The sequence below is a fragment of the Sphingobacterium sp. KH_072 genome (genome assembly GCF_057837975.1).
Genome location: NZ_CM174457.1, coordinates 2,808,299 through 2,824,910, shown reverse-complemented (window position 1 = coordinate 2,824,910; position 16,612 = coordinate 2,808,299). Strand labels below are relative to the sequence as shown.

At 44.4% G+C, this 16,612-nt stretch carries 12 protein-coding genes; 4 read left to right on the top strand and 8 right to left on the bottom strand.

What is annotated here, in order from left to right:
- Positions 1–22: 22 nt before the first annotated feature.
- The 4 genes from AC3IRT_RS12715 to AC3IRT_RS12700 all read right to left on the bottom strand — a co-directional run bounded on the left by AC3IRT_RS12715 (position 23) and on the right by AC3IRT_RS12700 (position 6,330).
- Positions 23–1,456, bottom strand: a complete 1,434-nt coding sequence (locus AC3IRT_RS12715) for a TolC family protein (RefSeq protein ID WP_489393590.1) — start codon at positions 1,454–1,456, stop codon at positions 23–25.
- Complete coding sequence (locus AC3IRT_RS12710; protein ID WP_489393589.1) at positions 1,456–4,617, bottom strand: efflux RND transporter permease subunit; 3,162 nt, start codon at positions 4,615–4,617, stop codon at positions 1,456–1,458. Before AC3IRT_RS12710 ends, AC3IRT_RS12715 begins: the two co-directional genes overlap by 1 nt.
- A 31-nt stretch (positions 4,618–4,648) precedes the next feature.
- Positions 4,649–5,731, bottom strand: coding sequence for an efflux RND transporter periplasmic adaptor subunit (locus AC3IRT_RS12705; protein ID WP_489393588.1), 1,083 nt, complete (start codon positions 5,729–5,731; stop codon positions 4,649–4,651).
- A 167-nt stretch (positions 5,732–5,898) separates the two neighbouring features.
- Complete coding sequence (locus tag AC3IRT_RS12700; protein WP_489393587.1) at positions 5,899–6,330, bottom strand: hypothetical protein; 432 nt, start codon at positions 6,328–6,330, stop codon at positions 5,899–5,901.
- 291 nt (positions 6,331–6,621) lie between these two features.
- Here AC3IRT_RS12700 and topA point away from each other — a divergent pair, with 291 nt between their 5' ends.
- The 3 genes from topA to cmk are packed head-to-tail and all read left to right on the top strand — an operon-like array spanning position 6,622 to position 10,132.
- Positions 6,622–9,027 (top strand): type I DNA topoisomerase, encoded by a 2,406-nt coding sequence (gene topA / locus AC3IRT_RS12695; protein ID WP_489396131.1) that lies wholly within the window; start codon positions 6,622–6,624, stop codon positions 9,025–9,027.
- Positions 9,028–9,029: 2 nt separating this feature from the next.
- Entirely contained in the window at positions 9,030–9,443 is a 414-nt protein-coding gene (locus AC3IRT_RS12690; protein ID WP_489393586.1) for a hypothetical protein, read from the top strand.
- Entirely contained in the window at positions 9,443–10,132 is a 690-nt protein-coding gene (gene cmk, locus AC3IRT_RS12685; protein ID WP_489393585.1) for a (d)CMP kinase, read from the top strand. Before AC3IRT_RS12690 ends, cmk begins: the two co-directional genes overlap by 1 nt.
- A 358-nt stretch (positions 10,133–10,490) precedes the next feature.
- On the opposite strand, the gene AC3IRT_RS12680 is transcribed toward cmk, so the two are convergent.
- From AC3IRT_RS12680 to AC3IRT_RS12665, 4 genes are all read right to left on the bottom strand, one after another.
- Positions 10,491–11,054: a DUF4230 domain-containing protein gene (locus AC3IRT_RS12680; RefSeq protein WP_489393584.1), complete on the bottom strand. Its 564-nt coding sequence runs from the start codon at positions 11,052–11,054 to the stop codon at positions 10,491–10,493.
- A 126-nt stretch (positions 11,055–11,180) separates the two neighbouring features.
- Complete coding sequence (locus AC3IRT_RS12675; RefSeq protein ID WP_489393583.1) at positions 11,181–11,606, bottom strand: nuclear transport factor 2 family protein; 426 nt, start codon at positions 11,604–11,606, stop codon at positions 11,181–11,183.
- Between the two features lie 227 nt (positions 11,607–11,833).
- The gene (locus AC3IRT_RS12670; RefSeq protein ID WP_489393582.1) at positions 11,834–12,937 is read right to left on the bottom strand and encodes an EamA family transporter; all 1,104 of its coding nucleotides are present in this window, start codon (positions 12,935–12,937) and stop codon (positions 11,834–11,836) included.
- An 18-nt stretch (positions 12,938–12,955) separates the two neighbouring features.
- Positions 12,956–13,432, bottom strand: a complete 477-nt coding sequence (locus AC3IRT_RS12665; protein WP_116774530.1) for an Lrp/AsnC family transcriptional regulator — start codon at positions 13,430–13,432, stop codon at positions 12,956–12,958.
- Between the two features lie 240 nt (positions 13,433–13,672).
- On the opposite strand from AC3IRT_RS12665, the gene AC3IRT_RS12660 reads away from it, so the two are divergent.
- Positions 13,673–16,588 (top strand): FAD-binding and (Fe-S)-binding domain-containing protein, encoded by a 2,916-nt coding sequence (locus AC3IRT_RS12660; RefSeq protein ID WP_489393581.1) that lies wholly within the window; start codon positions 13,673–13,675, stop codon positions 16,586–16,588.
- Positions 16,589–16,612: the final 24 nt, after the last annotated feature.

Below are 16,612 nucleotides of genomic sequence, written 5' to 3'. Positions count from 1 at the left end.
GAAGTGGATTGCCCTGTTTATTTTATTGCCAACCGCCGCCGACCGACCGGTAGAGATCTACCAAGGCGTTGTACTGGGATTTTTGCGATTCGATCAGTTCAAATTTTGATTCGAGCACATCGCGTTGCGTGGTCAGCACCTCCATATAATCGGCATGTGCCGCGCTAAATAAATCATTGGCGATCTGTATGGACTCGTTAAGTACATTCACCTGCCGATTCTTGTAGCGTGTACCTTCCACCGCATTGTGGTATTTAGAAAGCTGATTCGCTACTTCAACATAGGCATTTAAGACCGTTTGTTCGTATTCAAAAACGGATTGAATCTGCTTCGCATTTGCTGTCAGATAATCTGCCTGAATGGCTTTTTTATTGACCAAGGGTGCCATTAAATCCCCGGCTAGTGAATACACTAGCGATTGTGGCGTTTTCAACAAATAAGCCGGATTAAACGCTTGGTATCCGATCGAGGTAGAAATGCCCAGTGAGGGATAAAAGCGTGCCTTGGCTACTTTGACGTCCAAATTTGCGGCAGCCATACTAAGCTCTGCTTGGCGCACATCGGGTCGATTTTCCAACAATTGCGCTGGCAAGCCAGCATCCAAAGAAGCTAAGGTATTTTCATCAAACTCGGCTGTTGTTCGCTCAATATGCTGCGGAAAACGCCCAGCCAAGTAGTTAAGCTTGTTTTCCGTCTCTACTATGTGTTGATCTATTTCAAACTGTAAACTTTGTGTTTTGAGCAATTCAGCCTCAAACTTTTTCACCGCTAATTCCGTGATACGCGTCGCCAGTTTTTGCACTTTGGCGGTCGTCAAAGCATTCTCCTGTAAGGTGATATTCTGCTTTAAGATGATGCGCTGTTGATCTAGTGCCAACAACTCATAATAGCTGTTGGCAATCTCCGCGACCAGATTGGTAATCATAAAATTTTTCCCTTCTACTGAAGAGAGAAAACGAAGTTGCGCTGCTTTTGTGGCATTGTGGAGCTTATGCCATATATCGATTTCCCAATTGGCAAATAGAGCGGCACCAAAGTCGGGCATCGGTTCTGGGTTTTCTTTTCCGTGGCGGATCTCCACCTCTCTTTCCAGCGCACCTAATGGCGTATTCACACTGCGTTTTTCTACGCCTGCTCCGCCGCGTACACCTACAAAGGGCATGTATTCACCCTTTCGTGCTAATACTTCATTGCCCGAAATCGCGATTTCCTGCAACATAATGTTGAGTTCCTGATTGTGCAGCAGCGCAGTATCTATGAGCTGTACCAGATGCGGATCGTTGAAGTACTTGTTCCAATGCAAATCTGCCATATTCTGCGTAGAATCCGCATTTGCGTAGGCGAGAGGCATTGCCGTGTTGGAAGCTTGTTTTTCGATGATCTTTGGTGTGCCGCAGCTGCTTGCCAAGGCTGATGCTACGAGTACGGCGCTATATAAAAAAGTTTTTCTTTTCATTAGTTTTCAATTTTTTCAAGCAAAGGCATTTCTTCCTCGTCTTTGATGAGTTTTCGTTTATTGGCGATCGTTCCGAAGATGAAATACAATCCCGGCACGACGATGACGCCGAAGATCGTTCCGAGTAGCATACCACCGGCGGCTGCAGCGCCGATTGTGCGGTTTCCAATCGCGCCTGGTCCGTGTGCCATCACCATCGGAATCATACCGGCGATAAAGGCAAAAGAAGTCATCAAGATCGGACGGAAACGTACGCGTGCGCCCATCACGGCAGCGCGATAGATCGACAGCCCTTCCGCATGTTTTTGCATCGCAAACTCCACAATCAACACCGCATTCTTACCGAGCAAACCGACGAGCATGACTAATCCCACCTGCGCATACACATCATTGGCTAAGCCCATGACCTTGAGTAATAAAAAGGTGCCGAAGATTCCGGCAGGTAGCGAAAATATGACCGATAGCGGAATGATGAAACTTTCGTACTGTGCTGCTAATACCAGATACACAAATCCGAGTACAACTAAGAAGATGTAAATGGCCTCATTACCACGTGCGGCTTCGTCTTTTGTTAATCCTTCCCAGCCAATGTCGTATCCTCTCGGCAATGTTTGCGCGGCTACTTCTTGAATCGCCTGAATGGCCTCTCCCGTACTATAGCCATTGGCTGGTTCGCCCTTAATAGCCGATGATGGATACATATTGTAACGGGTAATTTCATTCAATCCTTGCGTTTTGTGCATGGTCATAAAGGCCGAGTAAGGTACCATTTCGTCCCGATCATTCTTTACATACAATTTCATAATATCGTCTGGCAAGGCGCGGTACTCCGGCGATGCTTGCACGTATACTTTGTAAAAAGTACCGAAACGGATAAAACCTTGCTCGTATGTACTACCAATTAGAATTGACAAGTTATTCATCGCATTTTCGATGTTAACGCCCTTTTGCATGGCGGCTTCGTTATCGATTTCCAATTCATATTGTGGGTAGTTTGCCGAAAAGAACGTAAACAAGCCGGTGAGTTCCTTACGTTTGTGCAAGGCCGCCATAAATTCGTCATTCACTTGTTCCAGTGCCTTATAATCATCGGTATTGGTTTTATCTAATAGACGTAGTGAAAAACCGCCTGCCGCGCCATATCCCGGTACAGCTGGTGGGCCAAAGAACTCGATCGTAGCGCCAGCAATATTTTTGGTGTGCTCTTCGAGCTCCTCGATAATCTCCGGTACACTTTGCGTGCGCTCCGACCAATCTTTGAGCTCGATCAGACAAGTTCCGGCATTTGATCCACGTCCTTCGGTCAGGATTTCGTATCCCGCCAAAGCCGTTACCGAAGCCACTCCATCCACGTTTTCAGCCGCTTTTTGGAGTTGCCGAGCCAGATCGTTGGTACGCTCCAAGGTAGATCCTGGAGGAGTTTGCACGATGGCGTAGATCATTCCTTGATCTTCATTGGGAATGAAACCCGAAGGCAGTGTTCTCGAAATACCAAAAATACCGATGGCAAATGCCGCCAATAATGAAAAAGTCACGATTCGACGGTTGACAATGCGCTTTAAGAACAAGGCATAACGCACATTCAGGCGGTCAAATTTCTTGTTGAATACGGCTAGAAATTTCTCCACCACATTGAGCTTGGCTTTTTTTCCTTTGTGGGGCTTTAATAGCATGGCACAAAGCACCGGCGTAAGCGTAAGCGCCACAAAGCCCGAAATAACAATGGAACAGGCCATCGTGATGGCAAATTGTCTAAAAAATACGCCGACAGGCCCGGTCATAAAGGCCACCGGAACAAATACCGCGGTCATCAATAAGGTGATGGCGATTACAGCGCCGCTGATTTCTTTGATGACTTCTACCACGGCTGGGTACGGTCGCAAATGCTTTTCATGCATCTTCGCATGCACGGCTTCCACGACCACGATGGCGTCATCCACCACCACACCGATTGCCAGCACCAAGGCAAACAGTGTAATGAGGTTGATGGTAAGGCCAAAGGCTTGCATAAATACAAATGCCCCAATCAATGAAACCGGAACAGCAATAATCGGGATCAGCGTAGAGCGCCAATCGCCTAAGAACAGATAAACGACGAGTGCTACCAAGATGAACGCTTCGCCCAACGTATGTACGACTTTATCAATAGATGCATTCAAGAAGTTGGATACATCGTAGGTGATTTTGTAATCCATTCCGGGAGGGAATGAAGATGCTTTGATCTCTTCCAGCTTGCTTTTCACCTCTTTGATGACGTCATTGGCATTACTGCCATAGTTCTGTTTCAAAGTAATGGAAGCCGAAGGCAGACCATCTAGATTGGAATAAATATCATAGAATTCACTGCCTAATTCGACCGTTCCAATATCTTTCAATTTCAGGCTTTCGCCTTCGGGATTCGATCGGATAATGATGTTCTCGTACTGATCGGTTTTGTTATATCGGCCTTTGTACGTGAGCACGTATTCGAGCGATTGAGAGCGTTTGCCTGTACTTTGTCCGAGGCGGCCCGGTGTTCCGATGATGCTTTGTTGGCTCATGGCTTCCATCACTTCGTCGGTCGAGATATTATAGGCGCGCATGCGATCTGGATTCAGCCAAATCCGCATCGCGTAAATCCGGCTCCCCAAGATTTTGGCACTGCCCACACCATTCAGTCGGGAGATTTCTGGGATGACATTGACGTTGGCAAAGTTGTATAAGAATTTCTGATCGGCATTCGGATCCTTGCTGTACACGTTTACATACATCAGCATGTTGGGCGAGGTATAACTCACGACCAATCCTTCACGCTGTACGAGTTCTGGAAGTCGGTTGGTGACTTGCTCAATCCGCGTTTTCACATTGACCATCGCTTGGCTAGGATCGGTTCCCAAATCAAAATACACCATGATGGTGGCTTCACCCGCGCTGGTGGCGTCCGATGTCATGTATTTCATTCCCGGTGCGCCATTGATGGATTTTTCCATCGGAATCAAAACGGATTCAGTCAATACATTGGCGCTGGCGCCGGGATAGGCGATATTCACCACCACCACGGGTGGCGCAATATCAGGAAATTGAGAGATGGGAAGTGTGCCAATGGCCAATAAGCCGAGGAACACGACCACGATAGAGAGGACGATGGCAAGCACCGGCCGTTTTATAAATTTTTCAAACATGTTTTCTACTACTTTAAGATGGACGGATTACTTATTCGCTGGCCAAGGTGAGTTTGCTCATCGCTTCGCGCGGCGCTTCATAATCAACCACCACTTTGTCACCATCCTGAACTTTACGAATACCTTCCAGCAGGATTTTTTCTTTTCCAGTCAACCCAGATCCTACAATAAATAAGTCGGGCATTTCTGCTTTCACTTGGATCGGAGTAAGCTTCACTTGATTATCGGTATTGATGACATACACGTATCGCTTATCCATAATCTCAAAGCTGGCCTTTTGTGGGATGATGACCGCATGCGGCATCGGTACAGCCATGAGAATGGTACCCGTTTGTCCATTTCTCAAGATGTTTTTTGGATTAGGAAAGGTAGCCCGAAAGGCAATATTTCCCGTTTCGTTGTTGAAGTCCGCTTCAATGGTTTCTACCTTACCAGAATTTTCAAAAACCTGTTGATTGGCCAAAAAGAGCTGTACCTGATCGAGGTTGTGCTCGCTGGCGTTGTTTTTATAATTGAGGTATTCGGCCTCCGGTACATTGAAATATACCCACATTTGGCTATTGTCCGACAAGCTGGTCAGTAAGTCGCCCTCATCAACTAAACTTCCCAGACGCAGATTTAAGTGATCCACAAAACCATCATAAGGCGCGGTGATGCGTGTAAATTGGAGATGCGTTTTGGCGAGCTCCATTTCGGCTTCGGCACGTTTGTATTTGGCTTTGGCCAAAGCGAGTTCATTGGCAGAGACCACATTTTTATCAAACAGTGTTTGCGCATTGAGCACTTCTATGCGGGTGGTTTCCAGTTCGGCTTCTGTTTTGTGGAACTCTGCATTATATACATTAGGCATGATTTGAAATAAAAGTTGCCCTTTGTGCACAAATTGTCCCTCGTCTACAAATACTTTTTCCAGATAACCGCGCTCTTGTGAGCGGATTTCGATATGTCGGATCGAGCGGATCTGACTGACGTATTGTTTGGTAATAGTGGTGTCTTGTACGAGCGGTGAGGTGGCGGTATAGTGACCTTCTTCTTCTGTATGCACGTGCTTTTGTTGGCAGGATGCCGCCATGCATAGCGATATCATGCTATACAAAATGGTGTTGAATTTCATATTAGATATGATGTTTAATCAGCAATTGATTTAATAAATACGTTTTGGGAGATGGTATAACGAGCGCGTGCAAGCTGCAACTGTACAGGCTATTGTATGCCAAATGAAAGCTAACTGCATAAATGAAAGCAACTTAGCGGATCTCCAGATCGGAGATGGGAAGAAGATTAAATTCTGAAGTCTTGGAATAGGATATACCGCTCGGTACGGACGGCCATTTGGTTGGCCAGACGTTTGGTATAACTTGGTAAGGTCGTGGTCGATAAAACAGGATCGCTAAAATACCATCTTGGGTGAAAGCCTTGTTGCGCAAAGCGATCCGCTTCTGGAGCTGAATCTTCTTTTTTGACCGATATTTCTTCTACTTGTTCAATCGCTTGATCAATGGCATGGTGCGAAGAAGAGTTGGCGGAGAACTGATGATGACGCGGGACCGGTGTAGATGTACTGTTGCCAGACGATGCGGTAAGGAATTCGCACTGTACGCGAATGGGTGATACCGTACGTAATTTATCCGGCATGGTTTGGCCTGACACCGATAAGATGGTGAACATCCATAAACCAAAATAGGTCAGCAGCCGAGTAATGCGCGTTTCCATGCGCTGCAAATGTAAAAAAAAGTCGGAATACGTGATGTTAATTTTTTATTAACAGATACCAATGGTTTTTTTTTCTCGACGACATCATGTCGTGTGAGACTATTCTTGTGGAGTCAAGTTATTGTGTAGGTGATTAGATTGCATTAAATATCTATATCCAATCTTACGCTATAATTGCTGATTTGTTGTCAGTTTTTGATCCTATTATTAACTTTTCCGACAAAATTAGTCTAATTATATTGGCAATGCGTTCTAAAAACGTTTTCTTTGCAAGAATCTAAAGAGGCATTAATGGCGAAGAATTTATTGATAGTAGAGTCCCCTGCAAAGGCTAAGACGATAGAAGGTTATTTAGGTAAAGATTTCCTGGTAAAATCTAGCTACGGACACATCCGGGATCTGGTAAAAACAGATGATGCTATCGATACCGCCAATAAGTTCCAACAACGATACGAAGTTCCGTCCGATAAAAAAGCAGTAGTTAGCGAATTAAAGAAACTAGCTAAGCAAGCGGAGACGGTTTGGCTAGCATCCGATGAGGACCGCGAGGGAGAAGCTATTTCGTGGCATCTTTTTGAGACTTTAGGTCTTAAAGACGATAGTACTAAGCGGATCGTATTTCACGAAATTACCAAGCCCGCCATCTTAAAAGCGATAGAAGCACCTCGAAAGATTGATTACAATCTGGTATATGCACAACAGGCGCGCCGCGTGCTGGATCGTTTAGTAGGTTTTGAATTATCGCCCGTTTTATGGCGTAAGGTAAAACCTTCTTTATCGGCCGGTCGTGTACAATCTGTGGCTGTACGCCTGATCGTAGAGCGTGAGCGTGATATCAACAAATTTGAAGCGACTGCTGCCTTTAAAGTAACCGCCATATTTTCGACGGGCAACGCACGCGAATTATTTAAAGCAGAATTGCCTCAACGCTTTGATAAAAAACAGGAAGCGCACGATTTCTTACAAGATTGTATTGCCGCTGCCTTTGAGATCAATTCACTAGAAAAGAAACCGGCTAAACGCAGTCCATCTGCACCATTTACCACATCTACCTTGCAACAAGAAGCGAGTAGAAAACTTGGTTTTTCGGTGGCACGGACCATGCAAGTTGCGCAGCGATTATACGAAGCAGGACATATTACCTATATGCGTACCGACTCTGTAAATTTGTCGGATACAGCGATCGAAAGCGCCCGTGCAGAGATAGTCAATGCATATGGCGATAAATATCATAAACAACGCCAATACAGAACCAAATCGGCCGGAGCACAAGAGGCTCACGAAGCGATTCGCCCAACCTATTTCTCGCATCACACAGTAGATGTCGATGCATCGGAGAAACGGCTGTATGAGTTGATTTGGAAGCGTGCTATAGCTTCTCAAATGAGCGAAGCGGAGTTCGAAAAAACCGTCGCCAAAATTCATATTTCTACGCGTGCAGAAGAATTTGTGGCAAACGGTGAGATCATGAAATTTGATGGATTCCTGAAAGTATATATGGAGTCGATGGATGAGGATCAGGAAACCACATTGGATAATGATAGCGACAATGCTTTGTTGCCACCACTGGCAAAAGGACAGGCCTTGCAATTGAACGATCTGTCGGCCACAGAACGTTTCTCGAGACCGCCAGCGCGCTTTACAGAGGCATCTTTGGTGAAGAAGTTAGAGGAATTGGGTATTGGTAGACCATCTACTTACGCGCCGACGATTTCTACGATTCAGAATCGCGGTTATGTGGTAAAGGAAGAACGGGAAGGCCGCGAACGTCAGTTCGATGTATTGACCGTCGTTAATAAAGAAGTACAACAAGAAACAAAGACGGAGATCACAGGCGCGGAGCGCAATAAAATGTTTCCGACCGATATCGGAATGTTGGTTAATGATTTTCTGATTCAACATTTCAAAGGAATTGTCGATTTTCACTTCACGGCTAAGGTCGAAAAGGAATTTGATGAGATTGCACAAGGTGCGAAGGAATGGACGGATATGTTACAGGATTTTTATGGTCCTTTTCATAGTGAAGTGCAAGATACCATGGAAAATGCCGATCGCGCCAATAGTGAGCGCGAACTCGGTGCAGATCCAGTTTCGGGCAAGCCAATCAGTGTGCGCGTCGGAAAATTTGGTCCACTAGTACAAATCGGATCTCCTGACGACGAAGAAAAGCCACGTTTTGCTTCGTTGCGTAAAGGGCAGATGATCGAAACGATCACACTAGAAGATGCTTTGGAGCTGTTCAAACTGCCGAGGAAAGTGGGTATTTATGAAGAGAAGGATATGTCGGTCGCTATTGGTCGCTTTGGTCCATACATTCGCCACGACAGTTCTTTTTATTCGCTCCCAAAAGGAGTTGACCCTTTGGATGTGACCGAGCAAGAGGCTGTTACGATCATCGAAGAGAAACGCCAGAAAGACCGTGATAAAGTGATCCGTGTATTTGACGAAAATCCAGATGCACAGATTGAAAATGGCCGTTGGGGTCCATTTATTCGACTGGGTAAACAGAATATCAAAATTCCTAAAGGTACGGAAGTCGAGCAAATCACGTACGAAGACGTACTAAAATGGGCCGAAACAGCGCCAAAACCGAAAAAAGGTGCCGTGGCAACCAAGGCTGCTGCTAAGACAGCTACGAAAGCCCCTAAGAAAAAGGCGACTACAGCAAAAAAGACAACTACTAAAAAGAAATCCTAATCATGAAGAAGGATCTGCCGGAAAATGTTGTAGCAGGAGTGGATGTAGCGGTGGTGTTGGAGAGCGATTCGCCTCAGGGGAAGGTATGGAATGTGTACCTCATCAATGAGAATAAAACCGACCTGCAAAATGTCTTGGTATCTTCCAAAGGATATGGTGTCAAAGATAATAGAGAGGTGAAAACTACGACCTTACGGCACTTCTTGGGAGATGTTGTTGCTCAGTCAGCCGTCAAGATTGAGGCTATCGATACCGAGGTGTTTGGCCTGACGAATGAGTATTGGGTCAGTTACTATGAAAACGACGTGATGTATGATAAAAAATACATTTTCCTTCCGGAAAGTATTGTAGACGAGAATCTTATTAAAGCACCTTTCGTAGGTAAGCCTGGCGTGATGATAGGGGGACAAAACTAATGGCGAAGAACAATTTTGTGATTGCTATTGATGGCTTTTCGTCCTGCGGAAAAAGCACGGTTGCCAAAGCTTTGGCTAAGAAATTAAGCTTCGTTTTTGTTGATAGTGGAGCGATGTATCGTGCCGTTACGCTGTATTTCATACAGAACAATGTGGATATGAACGAAGAAGCGCAAGTTGCTGCAGCTATTGCGGATATACACATTGATTTTATACCCAATAGTCAACAAACTCAAATCTTGTTGAATGGCGAAGATATTTCTGATGCTATTCGCACGATGGAAGTATCTTCGTTGGTGAGTGAAGTGAGTGCGTTGAAACAGGTACGAACAGCGATGGTGGCGCAGCAGCAAAAGTTAGGTGCCAAGCGCAATATTGTGATGGATGGCCGTGATATTGGCACGACGGTATTTCCGCAAGCGGATCTCAAAATATTTATGACCGCTGATCCGTACATCCGTGCAGAGCGTCGTTTTGCGGAATTGGCCGCCAAAGGCGAACAGCTGACGATGGAAGAGGTGATGGAGAATTTAGCTCATCGCGATCATATTGATAGCACGCGCGAAGAAAGTCCGCTTCGCCAAGCCGACGATGCCGTTGTATTGGATAATTCTCAATTAACACAAGAACAGCAATTAGATTTTGTGTTGGATCTCTATCAGCACACAAAAAAAGCTTCTGCGAAGTAAGTAGATCGCTTCGTCCCCTCGCGATGACGGCGTGATTTGATGCTTGCAATCCTTACTAAAGCTACGTCTTTGCGATGCCCAGGAACGAGGCTGTGGCAATCTAAATCCAAGTATTTATCAAGCATTTTGTATGAAATGATATCGATCGCGTTGCCCCCCCCCCCGGGATGACGAGATCCTTCAAATCGAACACAAAAAAACTCCTGAAACGGGGAGTTTCAGGAGTTTACCAAACCAATTATTAACCTAAATTATGAAATTATACTACTAAAACGCCGAGCTGTCTCGAATGTTGTGTAAATGTCTGGTGTTAACATTTCTTTAACAAAATTCCGCCCTCTAGCGATCATCTGAGTGCCTACGGCGCGAATGATAAATTTACTTTTGCGTATCCCAATCCTTCCAACAATGGACGAAACACGTGTAAAGCATTCGATTTTGTCTGCTCCAAAATATCCGATTGCCGTACTTCCTTCATGATTTGCGTTTCGGCCGCTTTATAGGCAGCATCTACCAATTGCGCTTCGCGGAAGAAAGCCATCTTCGTATCGTACACGCGAGAAGCATCATGGTCTATACGTACATAACAAATCTCTGGACGCGGTAATTGTATGATAACAGAGTCGCCGATCACCTCTATATCATTCGGTGTGATGCGCGATAGATCCACACAGCCAACAGCATCTGCTTTCACAATTAACAATACAGACGCATCAGGTAGATAGGCACTGATGTTTTTATGTTCTACCACGTCGCTAAGTCGGTATTTCACCAACTCCAGTTTGCCCATGGCTTCAATACGCTCTACTAATATCTGATGTCTGGATTCTACATTGTCCACCGGACTAAATCGTTTCCAGATCATCCATCCGGCAAAGCCCAAAAGGACGAGAATAAGCAGTGTAATTAAAATCTTTCTCATAATATATGAATAGTCAAATAACAGACCAAGATGCGGTTAAAAGGTTTAATAAAAGTGCTTACAGCACAAAAAAAGCCTACATCTAATGTAGGCTTTACACACACACTGAAACAAAATACCCAGTTTCTATGGGTAAGTGGTCACGACCTTACTCACTTGCCATCCGTTATCTACGCGGCTTAATGTGATATAGTCTACGCGGGTGAAGTGGCCGAAGTCCATCGTTGCTTTAGCAATGCTAGTATTGCCTACTTCATCCAAAATTTCGAATTTGCTCGTGCAATCGTATTTCAAACCTTTATTCTTTTTCAAGAAGCTCAAATATTCGGAGCGGGTGTTTTTTGTGCGGTTTACATCGTTGACATACTCGAAGTCTTTTGATAGCAAGTGCTCGCTCCATTCGTAGTTTCCAGCGGAGATCATCTCTACATATGTAGCGACGATGCGATTAGAATTGTAATTCTTTAAAGGATTTACCAGTGGGGCAGCAAAGGAGTTCATACTTAGACTAACCAAGATTGCTGCGATGAGAGTGATGAATATCTTTTTCATATTGTTTTGAAGTTTTGTTTTATTGTTTCTTCAAAAGTAGCGTACAAACGGCTTCAGCAGAATGGTAATTCGACTAGTGTCGTGCTATCTTCGGTCAGTTGGGGAGATTTACCGGTAAAAATTTCACCTACTGTTTTTATAGCACTTAGCCGATCTATACGCTTACTTTCATAACTTCAAGACGCGATGAAAGAACGGAATGTTGCAGGATTATATGTTAAATGTTTTTAACGTTTTTCTTTTGCTTCGGTTTCCGCGAATTCGGCAATTTCTACAATGCGTGGAATGCTCGATTTTGGTGCCATGTGAAGTAGTTTTTTAATCCGACGTTTTCTTTTAAAATTGTGAATCAATTTACTATCGGAATACATCTTCCAGTTCATCAAAAGAACGCTACTCAGTACTACGCATAAACCAAGAATCTGCAATCCGGTAACGATATGATCTGTGAAAAAATGAGCTAACAAGAGCGCAACAATAGGATTCACATAAGCATGGGTGCTTACTTCGGTAGCAGGCCGCACTTGCAATAGCCAGATGTAAGAGCTGAAAGCTAAGATTGACCCCATTATAATTAAGTAAACAATAGCTCCCCAATATTCAATCGGTACGCTGGCTGCGTCGAATCGCGCGTAATCACCATTGGTAGAACCGACAATCGTAAACACCACACCAGCCGTCAACATCTGCCAAGCGGTTTTTACACTCACATGCAAATCTTTTGTCTTACCAGACTTGCTCTCTTCACCGTTATCACTATCATCGCTCGGTTTTCTACTGTACTTGCTATACAGTGAGCCGATTGTCCAAGCGATCGTACCCATGGTCATGACAATCATCGCGATGAGCACCATGGATTGATCGTGTTCATCTCCGTTATCGTTGAATATTTGCTCTGCAAAAAGCATTAATACACCAATGAATCCCATGATCAAACCGATTACAGTCGTCGGGCTCGTGAAATTCTCCTTCCAACGCGGTTTGTCCAATACGATAAACCAGATTACAGTAGCTGCAGATATAATAGATACGATACCGCTCGATATAAATTGCTCTGACCAGATCACGGCTGCCATATCTAAGAATAACAATAAGAAACCGACAAAAACGGCCTGTTTTACAGCGGTGCGTTCAAAAAGTTTATAACCTTTTATCTTACAATATCCCATGAGTAGTACTCCTGCTGTCAGGAAACGAATAGAGCCGATGACAAATGGAGGGAATGCATGCAGCGCTTTTTCGATAAAGAAAAAGGTAGATCCCCAGACGATGTATACGACCAAATATGCGAAGACGATAAGCCCAATTGGCGACTGTAGTTGTTTTACCATCACAAAAAATGTAAAATGTTAAGAATTTGGAATAACCAGCTTGTGGCTTTCCTTTACGGTTTCTAATACAATGGTGGTGCGTGTAGATATAATTCCTTCAATCTGACTGAGTGTATTACGCATCAGATCTACCAGACCGCCTGAATCGCTGGTGCGCACTTTGATTAAATAGCCATCATCGCCGGCAATATCGTGTACCTCCAATACTTCTGGAATCTTGGCTAATAAAAGACCGACACGCTGATCACCAATATTATCGTGCGATTTGATAAAGATGAAAGACAGCATTTTCTGATCTAAGGCATCTGGATTGATCTGCGTGTGATAATCTAGAATCACACTTTTGTGCTCCAACTTCTTCACACGTTCCAAAATAGCCGATGGTGCCATGCCCAACTCCCGTGCGATATCTGCATTGTTTGTTCGTGCATTTTGCTGCATGATCCGAAGGATTTGGAGGTCGACTTGATCCAAATTATATTCCACTTTCTCCATTGTGGCACAAAAGTAATCATTCGTATGAATATTGTTCGTTACTTTAGTGTAAATTCTGAATATTGTTCATTACCATTGATTATATAAGAATATATGACTGTTATAAATGTTTGAAAGAGAATTATGTTCTTATGGCGTGTCATTAAGTTTAAGAACAACAAATGACAGTGTATGTAGAATGAGAATGGTTTTAATTATGTTTGCTAGACCATTCACCCATATGCTATTGTTGAGAGATTTATGAACAAAGAAGTACTAAGCTCGCTTTCACATACTTTGCGAGGTAAGCTTTATTACGATGAAGACATTTCTTCCCATCATACGATGCGTATGGCGTATGCCACGGATGCTTCGATCTACCAAGAATTGCCTTTGGCGGTTGCTATTCCGCAAGATGATGCCGATGTTCAGCAATTAATAGCATTTGCTAGGATAAATCGTACGACCTTGATTCCACGTGCCGCTGGTACTTCGTTGGCTGGCCAAGTGGTCGGAAATGGAATTGTGCTCGATATGTCGCGGTGCTTTAATAGTATTGTCGAATTAAATCAAGAAGAAGGCTGGGTGCGTGTACAACCGGGCGTAATCCGCGATGATCTGAATGCATTTTTGAAACCTTTTGGATGGATGTTTGGTCCAGAAACTTCCACTGCCAGTCGCGCAATGATCGGCGGCATGGTGGGCAATAACTCCTCAGGTTTGCATTCTATTGTATGGGGAGATACACGACAAAATTTGCTTTCCGCCGTGTTGTTGCTAGATGATGGTTCGCGAATGGAAATTGGTGCTTTGACGCCATTGCAATTGCTGCAAAAACTAAATCTACAAACACGTGAAGGCGAAATATACTGCCAGCTGAATGATTTGTTGACCGATAAAGGTAATCGATCAACCATTGCCAATGGTTATCCCAAAAAAACGTTGACAAGAAGAAATACAGGTTATGCTTTGGATTTATTGGCAGACGAGGATCGCCCATTTGATCTCTGTCAACTGTTGGCCGGTTCGGAAGGTACGCTGGGCATTATGCTCGAAGCAAAACTAAAATTGATGCCGCTGCCACCAGCGCAAGTAGGCGTGCTGTGTGTGCATTTTGCTGATATGATCTCCTGTATGCACGGCAATGTCGTGGCTTTGCAACATGCGCCACAAGCCTCCGAATTAATCGATAAATATATTCTGGATTTTACAGTAGGACATCCTACTTATCAGCACAATCGATTTTTTATTTCTGGCGATCCTGCTGCGCTGCTGATCGTCGAGTTTCGCGCAGATACCGTAGCACAGGTGATGATGCAGGCCGAGGCGTTGAAAGCTGATTTGCAATCCCAAAATTTAGGCTACGCTTATCCGCTGGTTTTAGGAGATCAGTCTAATTTGGTGTGGGATGTGCGCAAAGCAGGTTTAGGATTAATTCGAAATCTGCCTGGCGATGCTCAACCGGTGAATTTAATAGAAGATTGCGCTGTCGCACCAGAAGATTTACCAGATTACGTGGCCGACGTGCAGGCATTACTGACCGAAGAAGGTGTGCCTGCATCGTATTATGCGCATGCTGGTGCGGGCGAATTGCATATTGAGCCTTTTCTAAATCTCAAGACAGCAGAAGGCGTCAAGCAGTTTCGTCGTATACTAGAAAAGACCAGTGATCTGGTGTTGAAATATAATGGTTCTCTGAGTGGAGAACATGGGGATGGACGGTTGCGTGGGGAATTCATCGGAAAAGTGCTGGGGAAAGAAGTATATGCCTTACTAAAGCGAGTGAAACAGATCTTTGATCCAGCAGGAATTTTTAATCGACAGAAGATTGTCGATACGCCACCGATGGATACGGCGCTTCGGTATGAGGTGGGAAATACACAAGAATTGGTAACGACGTACTTTGATTTTACTAAACAAGAAGGTATTCTTCGGCTTGCTGAGAAATGCTCAGGCTCGGGCGATTGCCGCAAAACGGAAATTAGTGGCGGTACGATGTGTCCTTCTTTCATGGCCACGCGTGATGAGAAAGATACGACACGAGCACGAGCCAATATTCTCCGTCAGTTTTTGACCTCTTCTACGCAAAAAAACCGTTTTGCGCATGAAGAAATCAAAGAAGTGATGGATTTATGCCTGAGCTGCAAAGCCTGTAAGACCGAGTGCCCTTCGCAGGTAGATATGGCAAAAATGAAAGCCGAATTTCTGCAGCAATATTACGATCAATTTGGCCCGTCGTTTCGTGCTCGGGTGATTGCTCACTTTACGAAGTCGCAACAATTGGCTTCTTGGGTAGCTCCGGTTTATAATGCGATTGTGCGTTCGCCAACGGCATCATATGCCGTGAAAAGTTTATTGGGCTTCGCCCAAAAACGCTCTTTGCCTAGCGTAGCCAGTACTACTTTGAAACGCTGGAGTTCACGGCATACGAAGTCGCCATCAGCTTTGCGAAAGGTTTATTTGTTTTGTGATGAGTTTACGAATTATAACGATGCGGAGATTGGTAAAAAAGCTATTTTGTTACTAGAACGCTTGGGTTATGAAGTCATCATTCCCCATCACAAAGAGAGTGGACGTACCTATCTATCCAAAGGGTTTGTAAAAGAAGCAAAAGAACTCGCGCGCTATAATGTGCAGGCGCTTTCTGCTTTAGTGAATGATAAAACACCGATTGTAGGCATTGAGCCTTCGGCTATTTTGACTTTTCGAGACGAGTATCTTGATCTGGCCGATGCCGATTGGAAGCCTGCCGCGCAGCATCTAGCGCAATACGCGCTAACGATTGATGAATTCTTGGATCAAGAAATGTGTCGGGGCAATATTCCAAAAACAGCATTTACTAGCGATGTAAAAAGCATAAAAGTCCACGGTCATTGTTATCAAAAAGCTTTTCAGCTGATGCACCATACGACGAATATGTTGTCTTTCCCAGCAAATTACCATGTGGAGCTTATTCCATCGGGCTGTTGCGGTATGGCCGGTTCATTTGGCTATGAAAAAGAACACTACGATGTTTCGATGAACATTGCCGAGTTGGTGCTATTGCCTGCGGTGCGAGCTACGGATGCTACATCCATTATTGTGGCAGCTGGAACATCTTGTCGGCATCAGATCGCGGATGGCAGTGATCGACGCGCTTATCATCCCGTGGAGGTGTTGTACGATGCATTGATATAAGGATATTGCTTCAAAATAATAACA